Annotated in this window: 19 protein-coding genes; 10 read left to right on the top strand and 9 right to left on the bottom strand. The window is 36.9% G+C overall.

Annotation, left to right across the window (positions count from 1 at the left end; translation table 11 throughout):
• Positions 1-21 precede the first annotated feature (21 nt).
• Positions 22-156, bottom strand: coding sequence for a 50S ribosomal protein L34 (gene rpmH, locus ACFIL7_RS04890; RefSeq protein ID WP_005864709.1), 135 nt, complete (start codon positions 154-156; stop codon positions 22-24).
• 588 nt (positions 157-744) lie between these two features.
• Here rpmH and ACFIL7_RS04885 point away from each other — a divergent pair.
• Positions 745-1,806: an Mrp/NBP35 family ATP-binding protein gene (locus ACFIL7_RS04885; RefSeq protein WP_375633241.1), complete on the top strand. Its 1,062-nt coding sequence runs from the start codon at positions 745-747 to the stop codon at positions 1,804-1,806.
• A 310-nt stretch (positions 1,807-2,116) separates the two neighbouring features.
• Here the strand turns inward: ACFIL7_RS04885 and ACFIL7_RS04880 are convergent, their stop codons facing one another.
• From ACFIL7_RS04880 to ACFIL7_RS04850, 7 genes are all read right to left on the bottom strand, one after another.
• On the bottom strand, positions 2,117-2,911 hold the full coding sequence (locus ACFIL7_RS04880) for a pyrroline-5-carboxylate reductase (RefSeq protein ID WP_375634920.1): 795 nt from the start codon (positions 2,909-2,911) through the stop codon (positions 2,117-2,119).
• A gap of 56 nt (positions 2,912-2,967) precedes the next feature.
• Complete coding sequence (locus ACFIL7_RS04875) at positions 2,968-3,213, bottom strand: hypothetical protein (protein ID WP_330168884.1); 246 nt, start codon at positions 3,211-3,213, stop codon at positions 2,968-2,970.
• A 102-nt stretch (positions 3,214-3,315) separates the two neighbouring features.
• Entirely contained in the window at positions 3,316-3,684 is a 369-nt protein-coding gene (locus ACFIL7_RS04870; protein WP_375633258.1) for a YraN family protein, read from the bottom strand.
• Between the two features lie 4 nt (positions 3,685-3,688).
• Positions 3,689-4,576: a 16S rRNA (cytidine(1402)-2'-O)-methyltransferase gene (gene rsmI, locus ACFIL7_RS04865; protein WP_375633239.1), complete on the bottom strand. Its 888-nt coding sequence runs from the start codon at positions 4,574-4,576 to the stop codon at positions 3,689-3,691.
• 2,064 nt (positions 4,577-6,640) lie between these two features.
• Complete coding sequence (locus ACFIL7_RS04860; protein WP_375634918.1) at positions 6,641-8,305, bottom strand: 4Fe-4S dicluster domain-containing protein; 1,665 nt, start codon at positions 8,303-8,305, stop codon at positions 6,641-6,643.
• A gap of 3 nt (positions 8,306-8,308) precedes the next feature.
• Complete coding sequence (locus ACFIL7_RS04855; RefSeq protein WP_375634916.1) at positions 8,309-9,229, bottom strand: electron transfer flavoprotein subunit alpha/FixB family protein; 921 nt, start codon at positions 9,227-9,229, stop codon at positions 8,309-8,311.
• A 51-nt stretch (positions 9,230-9,280) separates the two neighbouring features.
• Positions 9,281-10,027 carry an electron transfer flavoprotein subunit beta/FixA family protein gene (locus ACFIL7_RS04850; protein WP_375683411.1) on the bottom strand — a complete coding sequence of 249 codons (747 nt, stop codon included), beginning with the start codon at positions 10,025-10,027 and terminating at the stop codon, positions 9,281-9,283.
• A gap of 514 nt (positions 10,028-10,541) precedes the next feature.
• Here ACFIL7_RS04850 and ACFIL7_RS04845 point away from each other — a divergent pair.
• The 3 genes from ACFIL7_RS04845 (at position 10,542) to ACFIL7_RS04835 (ending at position 13,271) form a co-directional block, all read left to right on the top strand.
• Positions 10,542-11,360 (top strand): hypothetical protein, encoded by an 819-nt coding sequence (locus ACFIL7_RS04845; RefSeq protein ID WP_375643452.1) that lies wholly within the window; start codon positions 10,542-10,544, stop codon positions 11,358-11,360.
• 178 nt (positions 11,361-11,538) lie between these two features.
• On the top strand, positions 11,539-12,459 hold the full coding sequence (locus ACFIL7_RS04840) for a sulfite exporter TauE/SafE family protein (RefSeq protein ID WP_375634912.1): 921 nt from the start codon (positions 11,539-11,541) through the stop codon (positions 12,457-12,459).
• Between the two features lie 2 nt (positions 12,460-12,461).
• Positions 12,462-13,271 (top strand): TIGR02186 family protein, encoded by an 810-nt coding sequence (locus ACFIL7_RS04835; RefSeq protein ID WP_375633234.1) that lies wholly within the window; start codon positions 12,462-12,464, stop codon positions 13,269-13,271.
• Positions 13,272-13,293: 22 nt separating this feature from the next.
• Here the strand turns inward: ACFIL7_RS04835 and ACFIL7_RS04830 are convergent, their stop codons facing one another.
• Positions 13,294-13,575: a DUF6460 domain-containing protein gene (locus tag ACFIL7_RS04830; protein WP_375643445.1), complete on the bottom strand. Its 282-nt coding sequence runs from the start codon at positions 13,573-13,575 to the stop codon at positions 13,294-13,296.
• Between the two features lie 1,102 nt (positions 13,576-14,677).
• Between ACFIL7_RS04830 and ACFIL7_RS04825 the strand changes: the two genes are divergently transcribed.
• From ACFIL7_RS04825 to ACFIL7_RS04800, 6 genes are all read left to right on the top strand, one after another.
• Entirely contained in the window at positions 14,678-16,303 is a 1,626-nt protein-coding gene (locus tag ACFIL7_RS04825) for an ABC transporter substrate-binding protein (protein ID WP_375683410.1), read from the top strand.
• 872 nt (positions 16,304-17,175) lie between these two features.
• On the top strand, positions 17,176-18,807 hold the full coding sequence (locus tag ACFIL7_RS04820; protein ID WP_375635008.1) for an ABC transporter substrate-binding protein: 1,632 nt from the start codon (positions 17,176-17,178) through the stop codon (positions 18,805-18,807).
• Positions 18,808-19,706: 899 nt separating this feature from the next.
• The gene (locus ACFIL7_RS04815) at positions 19,707-21,338 is read left to right on the top strand and encodes an ABC transporter substrate-binding protein (protein ID WP_375635012.1); all 1,632 of its coding nucleotides are present in this window, start codon (positions 19,707-19,709) and stop codon (positions 21,336-21,338) included.
• Positions 21,339-21,740: 402 nt separating this feature from the next.
• Positions 21,741-23,171, top strand: coding sequence for an exodeoxyribonuclease VII large subunit (gene xseA / locus ACFIL7_RS04810; protein WP_375635014.1), 1,431 nt, complete (start codon positions 21,741-21,743; stop codon positions 23,169-23,171).
• Positions 23,149-23,775: a DNA-3-methyladenine glycosylase I gene (locus tag ACFIL7_RS04805; RefSeq protein ID WP_375683409.1), complete on the top strand. Its 627-nt coding sequence runs from the start codon at positions 23,149-23,151 to the stop codon at positions 23,773-23,775. The genes xseA and ACFIL7_RS04805 overlap by 23 nt, the downstream gene beginning before the upstream one ends.
• Before the next feature lie 1,623 nt (positions 23,776-25,398).
• Positions 25,399-25,887 (top strand): ABC transporter substrate-binding protein (locus ACFIL7_RS04800; RefSeq protein WP_375683408.1); only part of this gene is annotated, 489 nt, incomplete at its 3' end.

The following is a 25,887-nucleotide window of genomic DNA, read 5'->3' as shown; positions in this document are numbered from 1 at the left end:
CGGTTGTGAAAATTTAAATGGTTAAGCAGAGAGCCGCTTACGTCCACGAGCACGTCTTGCAGCAATAACTTTACGTCCTCCAGCTGTAGCCATGCGTGCACGAAACCCATGGCGGCGTTTACGGACAAGTTTAGAGGGTTGGTAAGTACGTTTCATTTATTTAAATACCGCGGAGTGCGGCCCTTCTTAATCTTCGTTTTATGAGCAGTTATGCGCGAGATGAACGATTTTATCATATCATACGGCTGTTAACCCATAAGGAAAAATATAAAAAAAGTCAATCTTAGATTGTTTTTCTGGCTCTTGAAAGAATACAAAACACCTTATAATTGTCTGTGATACTTTTTTTACGATACTGTAAGAGTGTCAGAAATAACGATTGAGTCTATAGAAAATAAATGACTAGGGCGTTAAAGAATTAAAGAAAGTATGACTGATTATTGTATACTCAATTTAAAGTATCCTTTAATATTAAAAAATTTTTTCAGTTTTTGTTTTTACAAAATTTTTATCAGAACATTCATTAAAGTGGTTGTAGACAAACACGATTGATAGGATTTTATAGCAGATTTTATGTTTGAGATTCTTTATTTAAGGATGGTTTCATATTTTTAAAGAGAAAAGATATAAGTAATTTATACTTTATAATTTTGAGTAAAGTAGAAAATTATCAGGTGATGAACCTGTAAGTATTTTTCGTTCTTATGCTTATATTTGCTGGTATTTTTATAGAGAGGAAAGAACGTGGATTCTATTACAAGTGAGGCTGTCCGCAACGTATTACGTAAAATCAAAGGACCAGATCTTGAAAGTGATATTGTGTCGTTGGGGCTTCTTTCTGAAATATTGATTGCTGATGGTAAGGTTTTTTTTTCCATTACAGTTCCTGATGGAGGTGTGCAAGAATGGGAATCATTGCGTCGTTCTGCTGAAAAGATGGTATGTGCTTTGGAGGGAGTGGAATCTGTTGTTGTCACACTTACAGCAGAAAAAACAACAAAGGCAGCACCTAGACGGAGAGCAAATCTCTTACCGATCAAAATGCCCATAGAAGGTGTGCAGCATGTGATTGCTGTTGCTTCTGGAAAAGGAGGGGTCGGAAAATCGACGATGGCAATAAATATCGCCTTAGCTTTACAAGATTCTGGTTTCAAGACGGGGGTGATGGATGCTGATATTTATGGTCCATCTTTGCCGCGTTTGACAGGACTTGTTAATCAAAAACCACAGCTCATTGGAGAAAAAAAAATTCAACCTCTTGAAAAATTCGGACTTAAATTGATGTCGATGGGATTTTTGGTTGAGGAAGAAAAGCCGGTAGTATGGCGTGGTCCTATGGTTATGGCAGCGGTAACGCAATTGTTACGAGACGTTTTATGGGGACCTCTGGACGTTTTAGTCGTTGATATGCCGCCCGGTACAGGGGATGCACAACTAACGCTTGCACAACAGGTACAATTAACAGGTGCGTTGGTTGTCTCTACGCCCCAAGACCTTGCTTTAGTGGATGCGCGTAAAGCAATAGAAATGTTCATGAAAGTCAATGTTCCTATTTTAGGAATCATTGAGAATATGAGTTATTTTATCGCTCCTGATACGGGAAAACGCTATGATATTTTTGGCTATGGTGGTGCACGGGCAGAAGCGGAACGTCGAGAAGTCCCTTTCTTAGCGGAAATACCGCTTGATGCAGCTTTACGATTTTCTTCAGATGAGGGGATCCCTATTTTTGTTGCTAAGCCTAGTGAAGAGCATACTAAACTGTATCGTAAAATTGTTGATCAAATAAAAAATCAACTTTTTTAAATGGATGTTTGTTTAAGAGAGTTTATTAAAACACAATTATGGAAGACGTAAAAATAGTTGCTTCTTTGTAAGGGGAAGTTTTAATGTGTGAGTGGAGTATATAGGTTAAATAAACAAAAAATTATTCATACGTTTGGGTAACCTGAAGGGGACCCAAATTAGAAGAGATAGAGCCATGAGGTAGAAAAAAATATTGGACTTGAGGCAAAAAGAAGAAGACCGAAAATAAAAATATTTTAGAAAAATTGTAAAAGGTTGTAAAAAATATTTTAAAAATCATTTTTTGATACGAGTTTTCTTGATATAAATCTCAACATTTCTTTTTAGAAGCATTCATTTTTTGCAAAGTAGCCTCAAGAGCTGTTGTTAAAGCATTCCTTCCTCCTTGATGAGAAAAGTAATTTGACAAAAATTCATTTGTTCCACCCTTTGTTGAAAACTCTTTTTCAAGCAGTGCAAAATCGAGAGATACAGAACGATCCGTTGCTATAGTTTTACGCATTTCATCTGTAAGATTTCCAAACATCATGGTAAGGAATTCTGCTGATTGCTGTTTTTTTAACCCTTGTGTTATAAACCATTGATGGGCAGTTTCTATAAAATTAAAATATACTCCCATAAGTGAACCAGCTGTCATAAAAAGATTAAACTGCTCTTCCTTATCCAGCACCAATGTGCCCCCCAATGCATCAAATAAAGTGCGTAAAAAGGGATGATTGGGATAGATTGGTGTCAAATTTTTGCATTCTGCAACAAAAGGTAATGGAACAGCACGATAAACTTTATGATTAATCCACTTTTCTATTTCTGCTGCTTTTGCCATAGCAAGTACGGAAATAACCAGCTGTTCTGGACGAAAACGAAGAGAGCACAAAACGTCTTCTGCAATTTGGTTGGGCAAGCAAAGAAAAACACAATCACTAACATCGAGCAACGCTTGGTTATTTTCAGCAATCATAACTTTATCATAAGTGCGTGAAAGGCGCTTTGCTGTTTGTGCATTGCGAGGCGAAACAATAATGGAAGAAACATCAAAGTTGCTTTTCATTAAGCCATTCACCATTGAAGCACTGATTGTACCCGTTCCCAAAAAGCCAAGTCTCATTATCTATTTCTCAGTTTCATATTTTAAAAGGAATTTCAATCAACATTTCAGGTGTTTTAACTAACATAAACGCTAATTGAAGAAGCAACACATAACATAGCAAAAATAATCAAGCCCAAATAGATTTTAGGCTTGTCAAAGAGAACGGCAAAAGCAGAAAACCAACCAACAACAGCTGCGGCTAATGCAAATAAAAACCCTGGTTTATTCATAAGCACAATATGCATTGCCATTAAGCCACCAATAATTAGCGCTCCAAAAACAATGAGCAAACCTGTTGCAAACTTTTCATAATCATCCATATTTCGCTCCTTATAGCGCTTAATTATTACACACTTTTTAACGCATATGCACATAAAAACGAAATGTTTTTTATTGAATATGGTTAAAACGGGGGGTGCCGTTTATTGATTAGATGTAAAAAATGCAGGGATATGCTGTGGCCAACGCCAAGGTAAAATTGCAATTAAATCAAAGCGTACAGACAAAAGGGCATAATCTTTTTGCCGTGCGAGCCAAATATCGGCAGCTGCCTTAATTCGCTTTTCATTCATTCGGGAAACCGCTTCCATTGCTTCAGCCAACGTTGAACGTGCTTTAACTTCAACGATTAACACAAGATTTCCGCGTCGTGCAATTAAATCAATTTCTCCACATTTTGTTTTAAAACGCCTTTCGGCAATGTGAAACCCTTTGCAACGTAGCCACCAAGCTGCCAATTTTTCTGCACGAACCCCTCGATAAAAAGACTTTTGTCTGCGTTTTTTTTGTATCATTTTACGCATTTTTTAAAAAGATTAATCGCTGAAAAAGTTCCTGCTTTTTAAAACCAGTTTTTTTTGCAACAAAAGCTGCCGCTTGAGCAGCAGAATGTGTCCGTGCGCGTTCTAATAGCATTTCATCAATTTCTTGATCACTTATCACATTTAAAGAAGAAGATGATTCTCCAACAAGGACAACAATTTCCCCACGAATATGTGCTTGTTTTCTGTAATTTTCTAACAAATTTCCCAAATTGGAAACATCTACTGTTTCAAACTTTTTTGTTAATTCACGACAAATGGCAGCAGGTCGATCAGCCGAAAAAAGAGTGACCATATCCTGTAAAGTTTCAACAAGACGATGCGGTGATTCATAAAAAATCAAAGTTGCTGGAATCTCTTTTAATTGTTCCAACCGTTTTCGGCGCTGTAGCTTTCGTGCACTCAAAAAACCTGCAAAAAAAAAGCTATCAGTAGGAAGCCCTGTCGGTATAAGAGCGGCTAAAAGAGCGGATGCTCCAGGAATAGGAATAATTTTATGACCAGCTTTACGGGACTCTTCCACCAATCGAAATCCAGGATCAGAAATAAGTGGTGTTCCGGCATCTGAAACAAGTGCTACTGTTTTGTTTTCTGCTAAAGCCGCTAAGAGCTTCGGACCCGCTTTTTGCGCATTATATTCATGATAGAGAAAAGGTTTTTTTTGAATACCGTAACGTTCCAACAAAACACGTGTTACTCGCGTATCCTCACACGCTAAAATATCAATTCCTGCAAGTACTTGCAAAGCACGAAGCGTAATATCTGCAAGATTTCCGATAGGTGTTGCCACAAGATAAAGCCCTGATTCTATAACGGGTGCAGAATAAGCATGCGCACCTATAAAATATGCTTTTTCACACATGCTCTTTTCTTTTCATTAAACTCTCCTCACCACAAGATTTTTATCCATACTCATAAGCCATTTTGGCTCATTTTTTACCAGCACATTTTTTATCATTACAAAGGCTTACCTTACTCGAATAATCGATTACACTACAATAAGATAATTTCATATTTAACGTCTTAATTTAACATTATTATCTATTTTGATCCGCGTTATTTTTTCCAGTAAAACAAATTCCAAATGTAACCAATATTCTATCAGCCCCATGATTTTCTATAAAGTTTTTCCTTCGAGAACCAAAAAACAATTTTGCGCATGTTATCATCTCATGCTTGTTTGTGCTCTTTTAAAAGCTAAGCTTTTTAGATTATTTCCATAACGCCGATTTTTCAAATATTCTATTGATATCCAAAATATTTTTCTGAGCAAATGTAAATAACTCCTTTTGAAACACATACAGTTAACTGGCAGCTGACTGTATTGTTATTAATCAAATATAAGCTCTTATCAGAAAAATACTTTATTTTTTCATATTCTCTACAGCTTTAACAGTATACAGTATAATAAGTACCTTAGAAAAGTTTAAGGCTAAATTTTATCTTAAAGATTTGATTTATAATGGAGAATTTATTATTTTGCTTATTGATTAGGAGCTTTAAATATCGTAAAATTATCTTAGTTCTTCTTATAGTCAATTAATCAAAATCATTTTCGTGCATCTTGAAACCTTCTCAAAGCAAAGATTATCGCATCATTGGGGATCGCAGAGAAAATGATGCTATTAGCTTGTGCTTTTTATTTCGTAAATGTGGAACTGTTCGTTCACAGGAGTGCGTTATACCTTTTTCGGATAGTGTCGCGAAATAATTGTTTGATATGTGTTGAGAGCTATTCTTAAAAATAAGCCCATGATTGAACAACACAAGTTTGCTTTAATTTTGGATACCTTATTTTTTCTGAAGGATATGATCCCATAAAAAAACGTAAGTAATAAAAGCGGGGACAATACGTTATCTCTTCTTTTTAGAGGATATTGTGATGCTTTTGAAAGTTTTAAAACCGAATGGACAGATGATAGTAAAGAGAAAAATAGTTTTTTTCCTTTCAGATTTCATATTCTTGCTAAATGAAGCTGTATTTTAGTTTCAGAGATTACTCAAATAGAATATGCAATATTTTTGCTCTAGCTACAAGAGCTGGAACGGCGTGCAGAGCTTTCATTCACCTTAATCTTTCTTTTAAATATACCACTTGTGTTCAATTTGGATGTTGATTTACAAGCAATAGCGAAAGCACAAGCTTTATAAAAAAACAACTCTATAAAACGCGTCATAGAGTGGTCATGAAAGCTATTTTGTTTTTTATCAGGTGTTTTGCTAATAGCGATAGTCTCCATGGCTTGGCATCTGCTTATTCTTACGGTATTTGTACACATTCATTACAGTATATTGGTAAAGGTTAGATGCAAGGCGATTATCCTTGATGCAAAAATAAAGGGTTAATGTGAGATTAAAGATTTTTTCGTGTCATTATCAGTAGAAACATTATAAAGGGCTTGAACAAGCATGCTCTTTATCTCTTTATCTCACAATGTTTTTTCTACATTCATTCGTGGTTTTTCTTGAGTGAGCATTACTTGACAAGTGTAGGAGAAAAAATAAACTTGAATTGTACCTCCGTAGGTTTTGCTCTTGGCTAGTTAAAACGATTGATGTTTCTTATGAGAGGGCTAAAAGCATTTTGGATCATATGGGAGAGGGGGTAAAGTAGAACAGGCTTACTTTCCTTCAGGTTTTCGAGAACCGCGGCTGTTCCTTTATCGCAGAATTGTCATGAATATATTCATTATTGTTTTGTCATTTAAATAAAAAAATTTTGATAAAAATATGTTATGTTTTTCTATTGAAAAAAGTCATGCGGTAGGGAGAGTATTTTATATGAGAATAGAGTTCTTTTTACATTGTGAAAGAACGTATGCAGGAAGATAATTGATAGATTTCTGATCTGAGGGAAATATTTTTATCCATTGCGTTTTGTATATTTCAATTTTAGGAGAATGAACAATGATTATACATTGGAAAATTACATATTGGGATAGAAGGGGCCCTCATTGCCTTGCGGACAGATCCAAGTGATATTTTGGTTTGGGTCTTTGATGTCACACGTTTTACAATGTATACAATTTGAAGCGTTGATCATATAAGTCAGATGATCATTATACTCTAGCCACTCGTAGACAGCGGCGGGGCAATAGTTTGTGGAAGGTCCTCCGTAGATTGCATATTCAGAGTCCTTTTGCTTTTTTAATGAGGCTATTTTTAAATGGCAAGGTTGATTTTCTTCATGATGCGTATTGGAAAGGGCAACACTTGAAAGGCGATCAAAGGTTATAACGCCATCTGGTTTTGGGTAAGCAATGGGTTGAAATTTTTCTGCTGATTCAAGGCATGCATAATCTTCCTTTCCATGGGAGAGTGTTTTAAATAAGGAAAATCCGAACAGTTGTTGCCACCACATATCAAAACCGGCAAGTTTAATTCCATATTTTGTCCCATATTTTGCCCAGAGCGGTTTGGCATTTCGCACTTTATAAAGATCTTTGCCAATGAGCCCTTTTCGCCATTGTTCTTCGATTTCTTTAACCTCATCATGGGCACGCCCTTGTGCAAGAGCGGTAGCGATTTTATCGGCAGCTAATATGCCAGATAAGATGGCATTGTGTGATCCTTTGATACGAGGAACATTGACAAATCCAGCAGAGCAGCCAATAAGTGCCCCACCAGGAAAGGTGAGTTTTGGTACAGATTGCCAACCTCCTTCGCTGATAACACGTGCACCATAGGAAAGACGCTTTGCACCTTTAAAGATTTTATAGAGTTTTGGATGTGTTTTAAAACGTTGAAATTCTTCAAAGGGAGAAAGATAAGGATTTTTATAATCTAAGTGCACAACAAAACCGACAGAAATGATATTGTTTTCTTGGTGATAAATAAAGCCACCGCCACCGGTATTATTGTCTAAGGGCCAACCCGTGAAATGTTGCACTAAACCGCGTTGGTGTTTGTTGGGATCAATTTCCCAGAGCTCTTTGAGACCAAGACCAAATTTTTGTGGTTCACGATTTTTGCTAAGGTTGAAATGTTGTATCAGTTGTTTTGCAATTGAGCCGCGTGCTCCTTCCGCAATTAAAGTATATTTTGCCAATAAAGCCATACCAGGCATATAATTTTTTCCAGGAGTTCCATCTTTGTTAAGCCCCATATCTCCGGTGAGAACACCAATAATAGCTCCGTTATCTTTTTGGATGATGGGTTCTGTTGCTGCGAAACCAGGATAGATTTCAACACCCAATGCTTCAGCTTTTTTGCTTAACCAGCGGCAAACGTTTCCAAGCGAAACGATATAACACCCGTCATTTGATAAGATTTTGGGATGCAGAATATTAGGAAATATTGTAGCCTTTTGAGGCTTTAGAAAAAAAAATTGGTCACGGGTAACAGGGGTCGTGAAGGGATGATCATTGTCATTTCGCCATTCTGATAAGAGTGTATCGATACCAATGGGGTCAACAACTGCGCCAGAGAGAATATGTGCACCAACTTCGGTCCCTTTTTCAACAATTGTGACAGAAAGCTCAGGATTAATTTGTTTAAAACGAATTGCGGCAGAAAGCCCTGCAGGTCCTGCTCCGACAATGACTATGTCAAACTCCATACTTTCACGTTGGTCATGCAGAGGTGCTTTCATGGCTTATAAAGCTTTCTCCAATTCTGGAATAATTTGGTGGAGATCACCTACAAGGGTGTAATCGGCAATTTGCATGATGGGAGCTTCTTCATCTTTATTAATGGCAACAATAATTTGTGCATCCATTATACCGGCTAAATGCTGGATTGCACCGGAAATGCCAACGGCGATATAGAGTTCAGGGGCAACGACTTTTCCTGTTTGTCCAATTTGCCAATCATTGGGAGCATAGCCTGCATCCACTGCTGCGCGGCTGGCACCTAAAGCAGCATTTAATTTGTTTGCAAGAGGAAGAAGCAGGGACATAAATTTCTCTTGAGAACCAAGACCACGCCCGCCTGATATAATAACACGTGCTGAGGTGAGATCAGGACGATCACTTTTGTTTGTCTCTGCTTTTACGAAAGAAGAAAGATTTGGATTGGGAGCTGGTGTTATTGTTTTAATGGGAGCAGAATTATTTTGGGAAGGCGTTGGGGTGAAAGAAGCGGTGCGAACTGTTATAATCTTTTTATAATCATTGGTGCGTACAGTTTCAAATGCATTGCCTGCATAAATTGGTCGTTTGAAGGTATTGGGTGAAAGAATGGCGGTAATATCTGAAATTTGCATAAGATCAAGAAGAGCTGCTACGCGCGGCATCACATTTTTCCCAGTACTGCTGGATGCTGCCATGATCACATCATAATCCTTTGCTAACATGAGAATTGTATCTGCCATAGGCTCGGCAAGTTGATGGGCTAAATAGTCTGCTTTTGCAATAAGAACTTGCCGCACACCATTAAGTTTAGCACTATTTTCCGCTATCGTTTGAATTTTTTCTCCGCAAACCAGAATATCGATATCATTACTGAGTACGCGTGCAGCGGTGAGTACTTTTGCTGTTTCTTCTGTATTATGATCGGCCAATAAAAGAATTGCCATAAGTTTTTGCCCTTTTATGTGAGTGTTGCTTTTACTCTAGTGGTGAGAATATTAAATGCAGTTCTTCTGTTTTAAGGCTCTGACAAGTTCTACTACATTTGCCACTTTTATACCGGATTGACGGGGTTTTGGCTCTTCAACGCTTAAAATTGTTAAGCGTGCTTTCGTATCGACGCCAAGATTAGTAAGAGATTTTTGTTCAATAATTTTCTTTTTTGCTTTCATGATATTGGGGAGAGAGGTGTAACGCGGTTCATTGAGCCGTAGATCGGCGGTCATAACCATGGGAAGGGGAAGACAAAGGGTTTGTGTTCCATTATCAACTTCACGAGTAACTGTAGCATGCCCATTTTCTATGTTAAGATGTGAGGCAAAAGTTGCTTGTCCCCACCCAAGAAGAGCAGCGAGCATTTGTCCTGTTTGGTTGCTATCGTCATCAATTGCTTGTTTTCCTAAAAAGACCATGTCGGGTTTTTCTTCATCAACAATGGTTTTGAGAATCTTAGCAATTGCTAAGGGTTCAAGTGTTTGATCCGTTGTGACAAGAAGTGCGCGATCAGCTCCCATTGCAAGTCCTGTTCGTAGAGTTTCTTGAGCTGCTTCTGGGCCAATTGAAACAAGAAGAACTTCTGAAATTTTACCGGATTCTTTTTGGCGAATGGCCTCCTCCACGGCTATCTCATCAAAAGGATTCATAGACATTTTTACGTGAGACAGATCAACGCCTGTACTATCGGGTTTGACGCGTATCTTGATGTTATAATCAACAACACGTTTGACAGCGACAATTATCTTCATAATGATCCTCTTTGTTTGTATGTTACAAGTTTATAGCAATACTCATAAGAAACCAAATTGTTTAGAATGAAGTCTCAATTTATAACTTGTGTTCTCTTTCGTATAAGCTTTTTTATGTTTACTTGTACTTTCTCGTCGTCATTTTCAATCTTCATATTTTTGCATTGCCATAATTGCCTTATTTGCTTGAATAAAAAGTAAAAAAATCAATCTGTCTTGTGAGAATATTCTTTTTTAGCTTCTTATGCTTTGTTTATGATGGTGCAATAGGTCCTTTATGCAATGAAAAATTAAGTGAAAAAGATAAAAATGGGGGGAATGATTTTGCTCTTCAAATCTTGAAGACAGAAAAATCAAAGATCTTTCTTTCAAATATTTTGGATAAAAATTGGGGAAAATATTTCTAATACAAAAGTTTTTGGGAGTTCTTAAAGCTCTATTTACTAAAATAGAGCACACTTTCTCATCATTTGTTGCGATTCTTTTCAAAAAGGTTAATGAGGGGTAGGCGTTTGTGAATACGAAGGGTCATACGATCGACCAGGCGACCAAACAGGTTAGGAACGATAAAGTCTTTTCTTTTGTTGAACAGAAAGAGAGAATGGATACTTCTGTAGAAGTAACGATGTCGGATATTGCTCAAAAATTACGCACCGTTTATGCGCAAATGCAAATGAAGCATTCGCCCCGTTCTTTAATGCAGCAGAGTTCTGTAGAAGAGCATTTTAAATCTTACTTAGATGATATTAGTCGGGCCATTTTGGCTGAACATTATATACGTCGTCAAAGAGAAAAAAAGCTTTTCCAGTTTTTAGAGCAGATTAAAACAATTGTTCAAAGTTTGCAGAGTGAAAAAAAAAGCTTAGAAGAAGCAGCGGTAACACGACGGGTGTCTCGTTCAAAATCACCTGATTCTGTTGTACAAAAACTTGCTCACATGGAATGTGAGGGAAATCAAGAACACTTATTACTTCAAAAGGTGCAAAATTTTTCGAAAGAAAACAGCATAATTTCACTCCAAACAAATGTTGAAAATACGTTGCAGCAAGAAAATAGAAGCCCTTTGCCCAGTGATGCTCTGAAATCTTCTTTTAAAAAGGCTGAGGGAGTAGTGAAGCATGCTGTGATAGAAGAAAAGGGGATGATGGGTGCTCAGGCATCTAATCATTGTATTGAGAATGATTTTTCTTCTTTAAGGATGCAGTCTCGGGAACATGTCTCGTTTTTATCTTATTTGGTAAAAAAAGGTATTCTTTGTTTTTTAACCGTTGCATTTGTGGTAGCGATAACGTTATGTTTTTATAGCTTTTTAAAAGGAGCTCGTTTTTTTTAATTTTTATGATGTTGATGTTAATATATGTGAAATGTATTGCGCATTCGTGTTTGTGCGGAAGCTATAGAAACTAAAATTATCCTTTAAACACGCAACAGAGATTATTGGAAAAGAGGATAATTGGAGAAGGATTCTCTAATTGTTAAAAAAACCTCAAATTATCTTGAAGGTTCTGTAAGTGAGTATTTATTTACCAATTGCTGAAATGTCACTCAATATGCTGATCTTGATTGGTATGGGAGTCGTTGCTGGTTTTTTTTCAGGCCTTTTTGGAATCGGTGGTGGGTTTCTCATCACGCCGTTATTGATTTTTTATAATATTCCTCCTGCTATTGCTGTTGGAACAGGTGCCAACCAGATGATTGCGTCATCTGTAACAGGAGCAATTACACATTTTAGAAGACGTACACTCGATATTAAACTTGGTATTCTTTTGGCGCTTGGAGGAGGGATTGGTTCTTTGATCGGGATTCAGGTTTTCTCTGTTTTGAAAAAGTTAGGTCAATTAGACTTAATGATTTCGCTTCTTTATGTGATTCTTCTTGGAAGTGTAGGAAGCTTGATGATCGTTGAAAGTTGGTATGATATGATGCGCAAGCGTAAGGCAGGAAAAGCCAATATTCGTCTTGCTGGTCGACATAACTGGATTCATCGCTTACCCTTAAAAATGCGTTTTCGGACATCTATGATATATGTTAGCATTATTCCAGTTTTAGGGATTGGTCTCATTGTGGGGTTGTTGTCTTCTATTATGGGAATTGGTGGGGGGTTCTTTATGATACCAGCATTGATTTATCTTCTGCGTGTTCCAACCAGTGTGGTGATTGGGACTTCACTTTTTCAGATTACATTTGTGTCTTCTTTCACGACAGTTTTGCAAAGTATGACTAATCAGTCCGTTGATATTGTCTTGGCTTTTTTGTTAATGCTTGGAGGAAGTATTGGTGCGCAATATGGAACACGGGTTGGACGGAAGTTAAAGGCTGAACAATTGCGTATGGCGCTTGCATTTTTAGTGTTGATTGTGTGTATGCGTCTTGCTTTTCAATTATTTATACGCCCTGATAATCTTTTCTCTCTGGATATTCTTATGAGATAAAAATGGGTAGATTGTTTTCTTTATACATCATTGCAGGTTGCTTTTGTTTTATTTCTTTTTCTACATGGTCACATGTTGGGACGCCAGCTACATTCATTGATCAAGTTGACCACGAAACTGTCCAAATTATTGTAACAACGAATACGATTACTGTGGATGCAAATTTTGCTGGTCGTGATCTTTATATTGCTGGTGTTTTGGAAAATATTGATCCATTATATTCTCGACAGAACCGTTACGATATTGTTGTAAGCTTGGAGGGACAAGATCGGACAATGGTGATGCGAGAAAAAAAACGCAATGCCGGTGTATGGGTCAATACAGATTCTCTTATTTTTAAAAAGGTTCCTCTTTTTTACTCTATGGTCACAACACGTGAAATTGGCGATATTACGAGCATTGAAGATTATAAACGCTTAGGGTTAGGATTACTCTATTTGCCATTGCAGACGGATGAACAAGATCAGAAAAAAATACAAACCTTTCGCGATGAACTTATAAAATTGCAAAAAGCTAAAAGCCTTTATTATGAGGAAGTGGGTGGGGTTCGTTTTGGTTCTGACACACTTTTCACAGCACATTTTCGTTTGCCAGCAAATATCCCAGTTGGACATTATAAAGTTCGCGCTTATCTTTTTCGTGATGGACAGTTTATTGATAGTGCAACAACGACTCTTGAAATTGTTAAAGCACATATCACTTATACAATTTTTTATGCAGCGCACAAGTATCGTTTTTTATATGGTATTGTTGCAGTGATTATTGCTATTACTACAGGATTTTTGTGTCGTTTGATTTTTCGAAAAGATTAACGCAAGGAAAATGTTAAGGCTTTTATTTTTTATGAAAAATTCGTAAGATAAGAAAAATAGGTACAACAACAATAGCTCCCGTCATAGTTATATGAAAGAAATTTGTAAGCGTTATAAATCCTGCTTCCCATAGTGATTGAAAAAAATCTACTACTCTTTGTATGAGGTTTCGAGGTGTCCATCCCAAAAAATTCATTACGATGCCAATGAAGAATGAAAGGATAAGCAATTTTAGACTAACACGGTTTAATGTTCCTCCAAGAAACCCATGAGAAGAATTTAACAATTTTTTCTTTCGGTTCATTTTAATATACTTTCGAAGATCGTGTTTTTTATTGTATTAACATAGTACAGCGATGTTATTATCATAAAGGAAAAACATTTTTTTATTTTTTCTTACTTTTTGAGTTTATCACCTTAGTCTGGTTAACGGTGCTGGTTTTTGAAATATACACATGTTTTATTGCATTTTTTGCGATATTTTCATGGCGCTTCTTTTATTAAATGAAGGGATATCCTTTCGTCTCGAGAATTTGTAGAGAAATTTTATAACGTTTCAGCATTTCTTATCAGAGTGAGAGTTCTAGTATATTGAAGATTTTGTAACGAACTTATTATTGTCGTGTATAGAAATAATATTTCAAGACAGTTTACTTAAAAAAGACTATCTATTCTAATAAGGGTGTGCTTATATAGGTATTATATTTAGATATTTCAACCTTAGTGCATTGAAAAGATCTTTTTTTTCTGAAAAAATGTAAGCAATGAATTGAGTGTTGTTAAAGGAGCAAAGGTATTAAATAGAATGTTGAAAAAGTTTTGTTCTGTACGAGCACATGAGCGAATATCAGGGGTTTGTGGGGGTCGTGCTCTTTTTGTTTTGAAATAAGATATTAAGATATAATGAGAAGCTTATTATTTAGCGGGAAAGTATGAAAAAATTCAAAACTCCTCTTGCAGCAGAGAGAGGGGGTTGGTTGGTGTTGGAAAATGGGTGAATTTTCCTGTGTTGTTGAAGTATCAAATTGTCGTTAAGGCTCTTTGTTATTAAGGAGTTTGAGCTAACAGGGGGAGTGCTTTGATGGCGTAAAAACACTAGAAGAAAGAAGGGGAAAGCTTGCTCGACAAGCAAGAGTAAAAAAATCTTTGTCGTGTAGTTTTCAATGGTAGATGTTGTATATCACCCGTAGATTTTGTTATCGGTTATACCATTTATTGTATATTAAATTGTTTTTCGGTGCATCTTTGGGGGCTTATAAGTATGGCAGGAGGAGTGGTTGGTAGGTAGTGTTGTTTGAAAGTTTTAAACCTTTGTCTCTCAGAGCCGATGGTTCGTCTAATCTTGTTGTTTTGCACGTTCTTCTTGCGTGGGGAATTTATACAATAAACGTTAAAAGGAAAAGTCTATGAACTTGAAAAGAAAAATATTGAAAAGTAGCGGCTCTCTTGTTTCTGTTCTTATGGCATTGGGAATGGTTGTACAACAGTCCTTAGCAAAAACACCGGCTAATACTCTTGTGATGGCTTGGAATATTGATGCAATCAGTACATTTGATCCCGCACAACTTACGGATGTTTATGGAAGTGAAATTATTCGCAATGTTTGTGATAATTTGGTGAGTGGTGCTACAGATAATCCTGCTAAAATGGTTCCGTCTTTAGCAACACATTGGGATGTTTCAGGTGATGATCACAGTACGGTGATTACTTTTCATTTGCGTGATGGTTTGAAGTTTAATGATGGCAGATCAGCCAACGCCAATGATCTTGTGTGGGGGATGAAACGGGTTGTGAAATTGAAGATGGGTAATGCCGCAATTTTTAATGAATATGGTATTACAGAGCAAAATGTTGATGATGCTTTGCAAGCTGTTGATGAAAAAACGGTGGTAATGAAATTTGATAAGCCTTATCCAGCAGAGCTCATTCTTAATAATATTGTTGCAAGTCCTGCGACAGCTTTGCTTGATCGCAAGATAATTATGAAGCATGAAAAAGATGGCGATCTGGGAAATCAGTATTTAAAAACGCATGCTGCGTGTGTTGGACCTTATCAGTTGAAAAGTTGGCGCCCTGGAGAAGCTCTTTTGTTGCGTGCAAGCTCTCACTATTGGGGACAAGCGCCTAAACTGAAGCAGATTTTAATTCGCCATGTTGCAGAGCCCGGAACACAACGTTTGTTGTTGCAAAAACATGATATTGATGTTGCTCGTAATTTGACACCTGAAGATCTTGCAGATCTGCAAAAAACAACAGATGTTAAAATCGAAGAAGTATTAGAGCCAAGCATGATGTATTGGGGATTCAACATGACAAATCCCATTTTTGCTAAGGAAAAAGTACGCTTGGCGATGCGCTATCTCATAGACTATGAAGGTCTTGGCAAGAAACTTCTCAAAGGTGTTGGTATTCCACGGGCAAGTTTTATTCCTGTTGGCAATCTTGGAGCTTTAGATGAAAAAGAGGGGCAACCCTTTAAACTTGATATTCAAAAAGCCAAGCAACTTTTAGCAGAGGCTGGTTATCCGAATGGATTTGAGTCCAATTTTCTTGTTTCAAACGCCCCTTATACTTTGTTACTTGCTCAATCACTCCAAGATAGTGCTGCTCAGGCAGGGGTGCGTCTTAAAATTGAGCGTTTGGCAGGTACACAGTTGTTTTCCAAACTTTATGCACGGGCTTTTGATACAATTTTTGTCGGATGGAATAATGATTCTGCGGATCCTCATACAATGGCTTCACGTCTTGTTTATAATCCGGATAATCGGTTTGAGGCAAAAAACACAGCCTATCCTAGTTGGCAGCATGGGTATTTTGATGCCAAGATGAATGAAAAGGTTGAAGAAGCGTTGTTTCAAAAAGATCCGCAAAAACGGGCGAAAATCTATGCTGATTTACAACGTGAACTGATGCAAAAAGGGCCTTATGCGTTTATCTATCAGAAATATACTGTTATCGCGATGACACCTGATGTCAAAAAGTGGGTTTGGAATAGTGCGCCACAAATTTTTTATAGTAAAATTGAAAAATAAGTGTGTCTTCAATGCTGTCAAATAGATAAAGAGCATAGCCATAATATATTTGGCGTTTTGCATAAGTTTTAAAGTTTTGCAAGACGTCGAAGATCGTGAATAAGGGAGGGATATACTGAATGTCTTTTCAAGATCTTTATTTAAAAGGGGGCATTTTTATTAAAGATATGTTTGTGTAGATGTTAAGACTGAATATCTCAGTTTCTCTGAATTGAAAAGTGGTCAATTTATTTACTGAAAAATTAGTGCAACAACTGTTGCAGAAGCTAGCATTGCTAAAGAAGCAAAGACTTTGCGATGTGCAAGAAAAGTTTTGTTATGGGGAAACACGAGAAATATCAGTTTTTAATAGTATCTGTATTTTCTTTTGCTTTGAAGGATGAGGAAATGCTAATTGGAGGGTATTATTTTACGGGGAGTGATGAAAAAAATCGAATTTTTCTTTTGAAAAAGGAATAAAAGTCGTTGTACTTGGCAAATTGACGAATTTTCCTGTTTTACCGAAGTTTCAAATTCTTATGAAGGCTCTTTGTTATTAAGGTACTTGAATAAAGAGGGATAGTGCTTTGATGACATTAGAAATATTAGAAGAAACAAGAGACAAGAGAAAAAAGGAATCTTAGTCTTATAGTCTTCAATAGTAGGCGTTATGATATCGTGAATAAGCTCTATTGTTGGTGAGCGTTCATTATATATCAGAGTGTTTTGGTTTGGCTTATAAGTGTGGGCAGGAGAAGTGATTGGCAAGAGGTGTTTGTTCTTAAAGATTTTAAAACTTGGTTTTTAGAAGCCTATAGTTCGTCTAAACTTAATTATTAAGCACGTTTTGCTGCATGGGGAATTTATACAATAAACGTTAAAAGGAAAATTCTATGAACGTGAAAAGAAAAATATTGAAAAAGAGCAGTTCTTTTGTTTCTGCTGTTCTTGCAATGGGGATGTTTGTGCAACAAGTTTCAGCAAAAACACCTACTGATACCCTTGTAATGGCTTTGAATCTTGATTCAATTGAGACTTTTGATCCTGCGCAGATCAATGAACGTTATGGCAATGAAATTATTGCTAATATTTGTGATAACTTAATCGATTCCGCTACAGATGATGCAGCTAAAATAGCGCCTTCTTTGGCAAAGAGTTGGGATGTTTCAAATGAGGGTGGGGGTACAGTTATTACTTTTCATTTGCGTGATGATTTGAAGTTTAATGATGGTCGGCCTGCTGGTGCTCATGATCTTGTTTGGGGGATGAAGCGGGTTGTTAAATTGAAGTTGTCTGCAGCAGCTATATTTAACGAATATGGAATTACAGAACAAAATATTGATTCTACTCTTCAAGCCCCCGATGAGAAAACAGTGGTGATGAAATTTGATAAGCTTTATCCAGCAGAGATCATCCTTGGCCATATTCTTACTACTCGTGTTGCTGCTTTACTTGATCGTGAGACACTTATGAAACACGAACAAGATGGTGATATGGGAAATCGCTATTTGGCAAGTCACGCTGCTTGTGTTGGTCCTTATCAATTAGTCAACTGGCGTTCTGGAGAGGCGATTTTGTTGCGTGCAAGTTCCTATCATTGGGGAGAGGAAGCAAAATTGAAGCAGATTCTCATTCGTCATATTGCTGAGCCTGGAACACAACGTTTGTTGTTGGAAAAACACGATATTGATGTGGCACGTAATTTGATGCCTGAAGATATAACAGATCTCCAAGTAACAACAGATATTAAGATTGAAAAAGTGTTAGCTCCATCTGTGATAATGTGGGGGTTCAATACGACAAATCCTATTTTTGCCAATGAAAAGGTGCGTTTGGCAATGCGCTATCTGATCGATTATGACACTCTGGGAAAGACTCTTCTTAAAGATGTTGGTATTCCACGGGCAAGCTTTATTCCCATTGGTAATCTTGGAGCTTTGGATGAAAAAGAAGGGCAACCCTTTAAACTTGATCTTGAAAAAGCCAAGCAGCTTTTAACAGAAGCAGGTTATCCAAATGGTTTTAAAGCCAATATTTTTGCAGGGAAATCTCCTTATCCTTTTGCTTTACCTATTGCACAGTCTATCCAGGACAATGCAAAAAAAATAGGTGTGCACTTTAAGATTGAACATTTTGTAGGGACACAGTTGTTTTCCAAACTTTATGCACGTAGCTTTGATACAATTTTTATGGGATGGAATAACGATTCTGCAGATCCTTATACAATGGCTTCACGTCTCGTTTATAATCCGGATAATCGGTTTGAGGCTAAAAACACAGGCTATCCTAGTTGGTGCCACGGCTATTTGGATGAAGATATGAATAAGAAGGTTCAGGCAGCTCTGTTTCAAAAAGATCCACAGAAACGGGCACAAATGTACGCCGATTTACAGCGTGATTTTATGCAAAAAGGACCTTATGCGTTTATCTATCAGACATATAGTATTATTGCTATGACACCTGATGTTAAAAAATGGGTGTGGAATAGTGCACCACGTATTTTTTATAATGCCATTGAAAAATAAGCACGTTTAAAATGTTGTAATATACAACAGTGAATGTGATGATAATAACTTCGGTGTTTTGCATAGAGTTTAAAGCTTTGCAAAATATCGAAGTTTATCGGTAAAGTGCATTATAGAGTAACTCGAAGATACTCTTCTTTAGAGAGGGACTATGCATTTTTATAGAATAATTATACATAGATATTAAGATTGTAGATTTCAATCTTAAGTGAAGAAAAAAATAATAAATTTGCCGGTTAAAGAAATGGGCATACTGAATATGAGCAGAATTTAGTATTTTGTAGAAAAAGTGAGGGACCTTAAAATGTGCTATTGAGAAAAAAGTTAGTTATATGCAGGTGCGTTGGGGGAATATGGGATTATTGTGGAGCTGGTGCTTCAAATTATACCGCTTTTCCTTAAAAAATGATGAGATGCTGAGACTGCCCTTTAGTATGGGTCCTGGAAAGTCCAAATGTCCTTGTGAGGAAGGAGTGGAATGGCTATGGTTAGAAACTATACTTATGAGAATCGTCAAAATATCGAAGGATGAGTGAGCTTTTAAAGCAACTGAAGTTGGTTCTCTGAGAACTCTTTTGAGAAAATAGCAAAAAGACTTTTAAAGCAGAAGTCCTGTTTGATGTGATAAAAAAATCTTTGGCTTGTATGATCAAAGTTATGGGTGCTGTGACATCACCAACAGGCGCTGTCATTTGTGGTATTATTCATTGTTTATCAGATCATTTTTCGTTGTCTCTTTTGCTTTAGTTTACCAATATTGCTCAAGGAGCTGCTCCTGCTGTTTAAAGGGTTTGATATTTTATCTTTAGGAGGTGTGCTTTAAAAGCCTGATTTTTTTTATTTTTGCACGTTACTGTTGCAAGGAAAATTTATACAACAAACTTTAAAGAGATAAGTCTATGAATTTAAAAAGAAAAATATTAAAAAGGAGCAGTTGTTTTATTTCTGCTTTTATTGCTTTTGGGATATTTGTGCAGCAAGTTTCAGCAAAAACACCTGCTGATACCCTCGTGATGGCTTGGGATCTTGATGCGATCAGTAATTTTGATCCTGCGCAACTCAATGACCGCTATGGAGCTGAAATTGTTATCAATGTTTGTGATAATTTGGTTGATTCTGCTAAAAATGATGGAGCTAAAATCGTTCCTTCTTTGGCAAAGAGTTGGGATGTTGTAAGCGATGACCAGAGTACGGTGATTACTTTTCATTTGCGCGATGATTTGAAGTTTAATGATGGTCGGTCTGCTGGTGCTCATGATCTTGTTTGGGGAATGAGGCGGGTTGTCAAATTGAAGCTATCTAATGCGGCAACTTTTAATGAATATGGTATCACAGAACAAAATGTTGATAAGGCTTTTCAAGCACCCGATGAGAAAACAGTGGTGATGAAATTTGATAAACCTTATCCAACAGAACTTATTCTGAGCAATATTTCTAGGAATCGTACTGTTGCTCTGCTTGATCGTGAGACACTTATGAAACACGAACAAGATGGTGATATGGGAAATCGCTATTTGGCAAGTCACGCTGCTTGTGTTGGTCCTTATCAGTTAGAAAGTTGGCGTCCTGGAGAAGGAATTTTGTTGCGTGCAAGTACCCATTATTGGGGAGAGCCAGCAAAATTGAAGAAGATCTTAATTCGTCATATTGCTGAGCCTGGAACACAACGTTTGTTGTTGGAAAAACACGATATTGATGTGGCACGTAATTTAACGCCAGAGAATATAGCAGATCTCCAAAAAACAACAGATATTAAGATTGAAAAAGTGTTAGTTCCATCCCTGATAGTATGGGGGTTCAATACGACAAATCCTATTTTTGCCAATGAAAAGGTGCGTTTGGCAATGCGTTATTTGATCGATTATGACACTCTGGGAAAGACTCTTCTTAAAGATGTTGGCATTCCACGGGCAAGCTTTATTCCTCTTGGTAATTTTGGGGCTTTGGATGAAAAAGAAGGGCAACCCTTTAAACTTGATCTTGAAAAAGCCAAGCAGCTTTTAACAGAAGCAGGTTATCCAGATGGTTTTGAGGCCAATATTTTTGCAGGAAAATCTCCTTATCCTTTTGCTTTGCCTATTGCTCAGTCTATTCAGGATAATGCAAAAAAGATAGGTGTGCACTTTAAGATTGAACATTTTATCGGTACACAGTTGTTTTCCAAACTTTATGCACGTAGCTTTGATACAATTTTTATAGGATGGAATAATTCTTCTGCGGATCCTCATACAATGGCTTCACGTTTTATTTCAAATCCTGATAATCGGTTCGAGGCTAAAAATACAGGCTATCCTAGTTGGTGCCACGGCTATTTGGATGAAGATATGAATAAGAAGGTTCAGGCAGCTCTGTTTCAAAAAGATCCACAGAAACGGGCACAAATGTATGCTGATTTACAGCGTGAATTAATGCAAAAAGGACCTTATGCGTTTATCTATCAGACATATAATATTATTGCTATGACACCTGATGTAAAAAAATGGGTGTGGAATAGTGCACCACGTATTTTTTATAGTGCAATTGAAAAATAAGAAGGTATCAAGTTTATAAAATATAAAAAACATGATCATGATATATTTGATGTATTGCAAAGCTCTTTAACACTTTGCAATACATTGAATTTTATCGGGAATGGATTACTATGTTGTATCGAGAATTTTATTTCAGAAATTCTTATGAAAGATGCTTTTGTGTGGATGTTAGGATTGAATATTTTAACTTCTATTGATACAATTTTCGGATGAAATAATGACTCTAGACATCCCCATACAACGGCTTCAAGTTTTTTTTTACAACCCTGATAATCGATTTGAAATTAAAAATATAAGCTGTTCTAGCCGGTGTTATGGGTATTTTGATGAAGCTATAAATCAAAAGTTTAAAGATGTGTTGTTTCAAAAAGATTCACAGAAACGGGCGTAAAGAATTGAAAAATGGTAAGTTTGTTTAGTGAAAAAACAGGTGTAACAAATGTGGCAGAATTCACTGTTTCCGAAATAGCAGGGGCTCTAAAGCGTGTTGTTGAAGAAAAGTTTGGTTATGTACGGGTGCTTGGGGAGATATCAGGGTACCGTGGTACTCATGCTTCGGGACATGCTTATTTTGCTTTAAAAGATGATAAGGCACGGTTGGAAGCTGTTATTTGGCGTGGAGTTATGGAAAAGCTCAAATTCCCTCCTGAAGAAGGGATGGAAGTAGTTGCTGTTGGTAAACTTACAACTTATCCAGGGTCATCGAAATATCAAATTGTCATTGAGGCTCTTGAACCAACGGGGGTTGGTGCTTTGATGACACTTCTTGAAAATCGTAAGAAAAAGTTTTTAGAAGAAGGCTTGTTTGATGAAGAAAAGAAAAAACCTTTGCCTTATATGCCTCGAATTTTAGGCGTTGTAACATCACCAACAGGTGCTGTTATTCGTGATATTATTCATCGTATATCCGATCGTTTTCCGTTGCATATTTTGGTTTGGCCTGTACGTGTTCAGGGGGAAACAAGTGGGAGGGAAGTGGCTGTTGCTGTTGAAGGTTTTAATGCTCTTGGTCCAGGTGGACTTATTCCAAAACCTGATCTTATTATTGTTGCACGGGGAGGGGGAAGTTTAGAAGATTTGTGGGGGTTTAATGACGAAGCTGTTGTTCGTGCTGTTTATGAATCTTCTCTTCCTGTTATTTCTGCTGTTGGGCATGAAACGGACTGGACCTTGATTGATTATGTGGCTGATTGGCGCGCTCCAACTCCTACCGCCGCAGCAGAACGGGCTGTTCCTGTTAAGCTTGATCTCGAGGTGCTGGTGGCATCGCTTGATGCACGTTTGCGCAAGGGACTCGCGCGTTATTTGGATTTTTATCGACAAAAATTGCGTGCTACTCTACGAGCTCTTCCGACTGCCGATCAACTTTTTGCTCTACCACGGCGTGGTTTGGATGAAACTTCAAGTCGATTGCAGCGTGCTCTTTGTGTAAGCTACGATAAAAAACGTTTTTCTTTTCATGCACTTGGTGTGCGTCTTTCACCGCGTTTGTTAAATAGTGAAAAAGCACAACGCAATACAAAGGAATATACGGCACGTCTTCAGCGTGCTTTTGTGCGTAGTGTGGAAAAACAACGTGCTGGGTTAGAGGTAGTATCTAGGCTTTTAAGAAGCACTTCATATCAGAATATTTTGGAGCGCGGTTTTGTTTTGGCTTTGGGGAAAGATCATAAGCCCATTAAACGATTGGTTCAGTTTCCTGAAACAGGGCAAATAAATTTACGCTTTTTTGATGGAGATATCAGTGTTGCAACACAAGAGCCTATTTCCGCTAAAAGATCAAAACACAAGCAGATAAAGTCGCCAAGCGATGATCAAGGAACTCTCTTTTAATACGGTTAATGCCATGCTTGTGGAAGGTCTTCTTAAGGGAGTGGATGGAAAAGTTCGTTGCGCATGGGCTGGAACGGATCCACTTTATTGTGCTTATCATGATACCGAATGGGGAAAGCCTGTTTTTGAGGATATTCGTTTGTTTGAGAAAATTTGTCTTGAAGGTTTCCAAGCAGGGCTTTCTTGGTTTATAATTTTAAAAAAACGCTCTTTTTTTCGCGTTGCATTTGATCACTTTGACTTTGAAAAGATTGCTCATTATGATGAGCTAAAGGTGCAAATGTTAATGCAGAATAAAGACATTGTTCGCCATCAAGGAAAAATTCAATCAGTGCTTAATAATGCATTGAGAGCACAAGAAATTATAACAGAGTGGGGGAGTTTGTCCCACTATTTTTGGTCTTTTCAACCACCACAATCGGAGCGTTATGAAAAAATAGATTTTCAAACACTGTTAGCTAACCCTATGACACCTGCTTCTTTTCGTCTTTCTCAAGACTTGAAGAAACGTGGTTGGACATTCGTTGGCCCCACAATTTGTTATGCTTTTATGCAGTCCGTAGGAATTGTTAATGATCATCTTGAAGGATGTTTTGGTCGATAAATTGGCAAACTTTCTTTTGTAAGAGTAATGATTAATAGGATAATAATTGAATTATTTAATAAATGTATAAATTATATAATTCCGCTGTATAAGATAATTGAAATATACAAACTATACAATATTAATGATTTTCTATTGTTGTTGGCACTAAAAACGATAAAGGTATAATTTTGAGGATGAAAAAACAGACGCAAAAAGGAGTGATATCTTAACTGTTATGTATCTGAAGTGAGATAATGGTAATGTCTTGTATGTTAAAAAAACATCTAGTTACACCAAAGCCCATTTTGCGACGCAGCTCATGAATGCTATGACAGTAAATCCATCGTGCACTCCATCTTTACGCTTATGAAGGAGAAGATCGGCACCATCACACATTTACTAGCTCTCAATGTTGTCAACTGTCTTTAGCATTTGTAATGGTTCAGAAGAGGTGTTTTTATTTCCGTTAGTGACATGACCGTTATAATTAATGAATATTTTATTCATGTTTATTGACGAATGCAAAGTGGTTTTTAAATGGGGTGCTGTTGTTGCATTGTTTTACTTTGCTTGTATGACTGTTGGTTTATTTATATGTAGGTCGATTGCCCAATGCTTACCTAGGCAATATAAAATGAAATGCAGCGATGAAAAATTGAAGTTAAATGACTCAAGCTGCTTGTGTTAGGTTTTATTATCTGATAACGTTCCTTCACTAGAGAGGAATTTTGCTGCGTGTGAGCTCCAGTTTTGGGAGGATACTTAAGCTCAGACAGACTGGTATTCACTGCATTGCTTCGTTGAATCTCTGTATGTTTCCGCTGGAAACAAGAGTTTTTGCGGTATGTTGCTTTCTGTTCTATTTTTATAGTGGTAAAGCAATGATGCACACTAAAGTTTAGAAGGTTTTATATTCGTTATGTCTTTGGGGGGAAAGTGTCTAATAAATTTTGTTTTTATCAATGGGGGGATGCATTTTAGTGTATATTCTTTTATTGTAAGCTTTATTTCTCAAAAGATAAAGCGTGGAAGGAATGCTTCTTCTCATTTTTCCTTTATCTTTGTTAACGCGTTGGGTTTTGTTGGTAAAAACGTAAAACTTTTGACACTTAGTTTTCAAAAGATTAAGCAGATTTTTGTGGGGGGTAGCGTTTTAGAAAAGATATTTTCTTATGTCTTTCTGCTGTTTCAGTGTCGTTTTGGTCATGTAGTAAAGATGCGCCGCATCTTGAAACTGAGTGTTTGAGGGGGATGACTATTTTTAAAGTTTGCATATTTTATTTTAAATGTCGCTTAAAGGAATAGAATAATGAATTCATAAATTTTTGCGTAATGATTTTTTTTAAGCTCACTATTTTTTTTGGGCGACAAGGCTTATTGATGATTAATAGGGAACTGATATAGTGCATTATCATATGCAAAGAGGTTATGAAAAGAATGTAATACTGGTTAGCAAAACATATATTGCATGTTCGCTATGGTTTATTGAGACGTAAGTCAATGACTTTATCAAGTAGATGATTCTGTGTAGGTGATTAGAAATATAGGCGATTAGAACGTATTTATTCAATGTTATAATTATAAATTTGCTATATTATTTCAGCGTCATTAATTGATAAAAATAAATAAAGGGAAAAGTTCATGAACTTGAAGAAAACAATATTGAAAAGTAGCAGCTCTCTTGTTTCTGTTCTTATGGCATTGGCGATGGTTGCACAACAAGCTTCAGCAAAAACACCGGCTTATACCCTTGTGATGGCTTGGAATCTTGATGCAATCAGTACGTTTGATCCCGCACAACTTAATGATGTTTATGGAAGTGAAATTGTTCGCAATGTTTGTGATAATTTGGTCAGTACTGCGACAGATGATCCTGCTAAAATGGTTCCCGCTTTAGCAACACATTGGGATGTTTCAGGTGATGATCACAGTACGGTGATTACTTTTCATTTGCGTGATGGTTTGAAGTTTAATAATGGCAGATCAGCCAATGCCAATGATCTTCTTTGGAGTATGAAGCGGATTGTCAAATTGAAGATGGGTAATGCGGCAATTTTTAATGAATATGGTATTACAGAGCAAAATGTTGATGATGCTTTGCAAGCTGTTGATGAAAAAACGGTGGTAATG

The organism is Bartonella sp. AP3QHHD (genome assembly GCF_042195765.1).
GTDB lineage: Bacteria > Pseudomonadota > Alphaproteobacteria > Rhizobiales > Rhizobiaceae > Bartonella.
The sequence above is the reverse complement of the archived record's forward strand: the minus strand, read 5'-3'. Positions and strand labels throughout refer to the sequence as shown.